We start from the raw sequence: 4,028 nt of genomic DNA, 5'->3' as shown, positions 1-4,028 counted from the left end.
TCAAAGTGGAGGATTAAGTCCAATTTACCCCTAATTTATAAACTGAAAATGGGGATAGAATTTTCAGGGATTTGCTTTTCTTAAAATTTACCGGACTTTTTCAGTGGCCTCCCCCATCCCCGCGGAAAGTGTATTCAGGCTGCGGTGGCATGAGCAACAACTAGGTTCTTATTAATCTTCTTAAATTTATCAGTTTTCAGTGCCTCGGAAAATTTCGACCGTATATCTAGCAAATCGGCTTTTTGGCTCAATTTTTCAGAGGTTAGGCTTAATTATAAAAATTTCAGCTTATTAAAGTTATTAGTAACTTTTTTCAATAACTATCGTCTAATCTAATGAGAAAAAATGTTCCAGCTTAAGGTTGGAGCAGATCGGGGGTCAATTACTATGAGGAAATTGTGGGCAATGATATTTGTATTAAGTTTCTTCTTGATGGCAACCGCTTGTAGCAGTGATTCAGAAACTAGTGAATCAAATGATCAAGCCGAAACCAGTTCTGAAGAAGGTGCGGTCGCCGAACAAGAAAGCAGTGAATTCGCTGGCGCACCAAACGAGTCGGAAAAGTCTGCTTCTCAAAATGAGGATTCCGAAGCGAACTTAGATGAGGCTAGTCGCTCAGATCGTAAAGTGATTTATAATGCTAATTTACAAATTGAAGTTAAAGATTTTCAAACAACGATTAATGATATTCAGACTCAGGTAGCCGAGCGTAATGGCTACATTGTAGAGTCCCATATGTCAGGATCCAGAGAAGATGGTTCGACTAGCGGTCAAATCACTGCTAGAATCCCTCAAGGAGAGTTTCGAGAATTTATTGATCTTGTAGAAGAAGACAGCAGCAAAGTTCTTGATAGCTCTGTTTCAGGTCAAGATGTAACAGAGGAATTCGTGGATCTTGAGTCACGTATGGAATCTAAAAAAGTAGTAGAAGAACGTTTACTTTCATTTATGGAACAAGCAGAAAAAACAGAGGATCTATTAAAGATTTCCAATGATTTGGCAACTGTTCAAGATGAAATCGAAGAAGTACAAGGAAGAATGAATTACTTAGAAAATAAAACGGAATTAGCCACGGTCACCATCAGTATTCAAGAAAACAATGTACGCATTGCTGGCGAAGATTTAAATACTTGGGAGCAAACAAAACAGCAATTTTTAAAGAGTATTAACTTCATCATCTCAACGTTCTCAGGGCTATTTGTCTTTTTTGTAGGTAATTTACCAGTGCTTGTGCCTTTAGCTGTTATCTGTGGAATAGTATTTTGGATTATTAGAAGAAAGAAAAAAACTCAACTAGATCAAGAGTAGGTAAGCTGACAGGGGATAGAGGATGAGCGTGTCATGCTTTAATCCAAATCTAGAAGGTGTGGGCTCATCTATTCCTTTCTTCATATTTTTAGAGTTCATCAAAATAAAGGAAGTTAGCATCATACCTAGTTAGGCATTTCCTAGGAAGTTAGAAGTTTTTTAACTTGATTCATTATTTAAATACCATTTACAATTCTTGAAGATCATTTTTAAAGGATGAATTCTATGGCGAATTTTATAAAAAAGTTGTTTCAACAACAACAATGTTTTATTTGTAAAAAGAAAGCCCAAAAGCCGAGTTACTATTTGGATGACCTAGGGAACAAGGTACCCGTATGCTTTAATTGTGTCTCTTATGCAGAACGTCGGGCTTTAAGAAAGGCTTAAATGAACAGAATTCTCATTTTTTCACATTTACCCCTTTTCATAAAAGGAAGATCGGGTTAGAATACTTGATAGGAGAAAGGCATAATACTTTCTCTATATAATAAAGCAGTTGAAATGAATACTAATAACAAAATATTAATTGGTAGAAATGTGCTAGACTATAGAGCTAGACGTTAGCCAAAAAAGATCCTAAATCTTTTTTGGCTTTTTTTAATGGGAAAATTTGGAGGATCAACTGAAAATGAAGCAGATGAATGAAAAAAACCAATCGAAGTCTTTACAATTACTAAGAGCCATACATTTTGCAAAAAAAAGTATGAAAGCTTATCAACATGCAAAAGATGTTATAGAAGATGGTTCACCAATCGCTGAAGAAATAACGGAGGAATGTGTTAGGATATGTCGGAATTGTGTTAACGAGTTAGCAGAATTGAAGGATTCAGAGATCCAAGAAATGACTAAATTTTGTATGGCCAATACGATTCTATGTGAGGAACTACATGCGTCTTTAAAATAGTAGAGTATTAACCAAGTTTTAATTCTATAGATTAGTGGAACAAAGGTCATGAATACTACGTGACGGTCACTTCGCCGTTTCAAAAAGGAATGAAATCTATGGAAGAAAAATCAGTTCAAGCAGAGGTAGCAAGTTATACAGGAAGGTTGTTTAGAGATAATTTTGGAAAGGGACCTTCTTCTGTTTACGTTTCAATTAAACATCCGTTCATAACGATTTATCTTAGTGAATTTTTAGCACCAATGGAAAAGGTCTTAATAGGCCAGAGAAATTTTATGAAAATAGAAGAAAACCGGGATCTTCTTATGAAAGAGTTACTTCCTGAAATTAAAGCCACTTTACGAGTAACAGCTGATATTCATGTCGAAAATATTTACTATGATTGGTCGCTTTCGAATCGTACTGGAATATTAGTTGGGGTAATGAAAGAGGATCAGGAGGTAAAAGAGCACTCTGAATTTCCTGATTATCCACATAAACTCGAGATTCAAGATGAAATTATTAAGGTAAGTGAACAAGCGGAAAAAGTTCCAGAACTAGTCGACTCGCTTTATCTGAATTCAAGAACGCTTATCATTGAACGCATGGGCATTCTTGTAGAAATTGAAAAAGAACTGATTCGTTCAGGATTTCGAGAGTCTCTTCGTCTGAGCAAGAGACGCCTTGAGAAAAGGATGTTGGACGCTAAAGTTATTGAAACAATTCTAGGGACACCGGTTATTGACACTTTTGTAGATTGGGATTTTGATTTAGATAAGAGTCACATCATTATTATTTTAAAACCGAAGAAATCGTAAGGTGGAAATGAGCTAGACAATAGAGCTAGACATAAGCCGAAGAGGATACAATCCTTTTCGGCTTTTTTTTGTGGAAATATTGTTTTAACTACTATTTTATCATTGCCTATCGGTGGTAATTAACTATAGGGAGAGGAAGGAAGTTATCATGAGCTATAAAATAATGGCATATAACAAGAGAAAAACCACGATTGAATTTGCCAAAGATAATAAAGAAATAATATTTACAAACTATGAAGAAGCTAAACAATTTATTAACAGAGTAAAACAAGAACATAGATGGGCGGCTAGTTATAAGTTTTCTATTATGAAGAGTGAATAGGATTTTGTAAACTAGGCTAAGCAAAAAATGCAGCCTAGTTTTATAGTCTCTTAGGTACTATTGAATACTTGGTTGGGATAACCCAATGCGACCCCTGCGTTGTTTTTTGTGACCGTCATTTAAAATGAAACAGTTTCTGCTAAAATAACTGACACACTTTACTGGAAATTATCATCCCCATTTTATAGTGAATTGCAGCCTCTAATAACAAAACATTTGTTAATCATTGTCCTGATTTATACGGTGGTTTCCGTTACAAAGGATGGCGTTAGAAGGTCCGGGAAATCACTCGCTTTCCGTGGGCATGTGGTGAGCTTCCTCAGGCTACGCCTTGCGGGATCTCACTGATCATGTTCATCCCACAGGAGTCTCGCAATTTCCCGGACCTTCTTGCTTTCGCGAGGAGAACGGAAACATCTTCACGTGAGCAGAAGCTTCATACGTGAGGATCGTGTGGGGTGGTGATGCTCTATTCTATAGCATAGGTAAGACATATTCTCCTATGCCGGGGGGGGATTCGTTCATTGCGATTTCCCGGACCTTCTTGCTTTGTGAGGAGAACGGAAGCATCTTCACGTGAGCAGAAGCTTCATATGTGAGAATCGTGGGGCTGTGTAATTATTGCCATTGAAATGTTCCACTTAGGACATCAAATTAACCTGTAATGTACATTTGGAAATGGTTTTACAAGGGTAGG

4 protein-coding genes are annotated in these 4,028 nt (G+C 36.6%); all 4 read left to right on the top strand.

The genetic code is table 11. The features are described from left to right. Positions 1-387 precede the first annotated feature (387 nt). The 4 genes from ACFQIC_RS14310 to ACFQIC_RS14295 all read left to right on the top strand — a co-directional run bounded on the left by ACFQIC_RS14310 (position 388) and on the right by ACFQIC_RS14295 (position 3,331). Positions 388-1,308 (top strand): DUF4349 domain-containing protein, encoded by a 921-nt coding sequence (locus ACFQIC_RS14310; protein ID WP_204711665.1) that lies wholly within the window; start codon positions 388-390, stop codon positions 1,306-1,308. A gap of 628 nt (positions 1,309-1,936) precedes the next feature. Next, complete coding sequence (locus ACFQIC_RS14305) at positions 1,937-2,212, top strand: four-helix bundle copper-binding protein (RefSeq protein WP_204711663.1); 276 nt, start codon at positions 1,937-1,939, stop codon at positions 2,210-2,212. A 98-nt stretch (positions 2,213-2,310) separates the two neighbouring features. After that, complete coding sequence (locus tag ACFQIC_RS14300) at positions 2,311-3,009, top strand: Na-translocating system protein MpsC family protein (protein WP_204711661.1); 699 nt, start codon at positions 2,311-2,313, stop codon at positions 3,007-3,009. Between the two features lie 163 nt (positions 3,010-3,172). Further along, a complete protein-coding gene (locus ACFQIC_RS14295) occupies positions 3,173-3,331 on the top strand; it encodes a hypothetical protein (protein WP_204711659.1) in 159 nt (52 codons plus the stop codon). Positions 3,332-4,028 lie beyond the last annotated feature (697 nt).

The sequence above is a fragment of the Halobacillus seohaensis genome, assembly GCF_042663045.1.
GTDB lineage: Bacteria > Bacillota > Bacilli > Bacillales > Halobacillaceae > Halobacillus_A > Halobacillus_A seohaensis.
The sequence above is the reverse complement of the archived record's forward strand: the minus strand, read 5'-3'. Positions and strand labels throughout refer to the sequence as shown.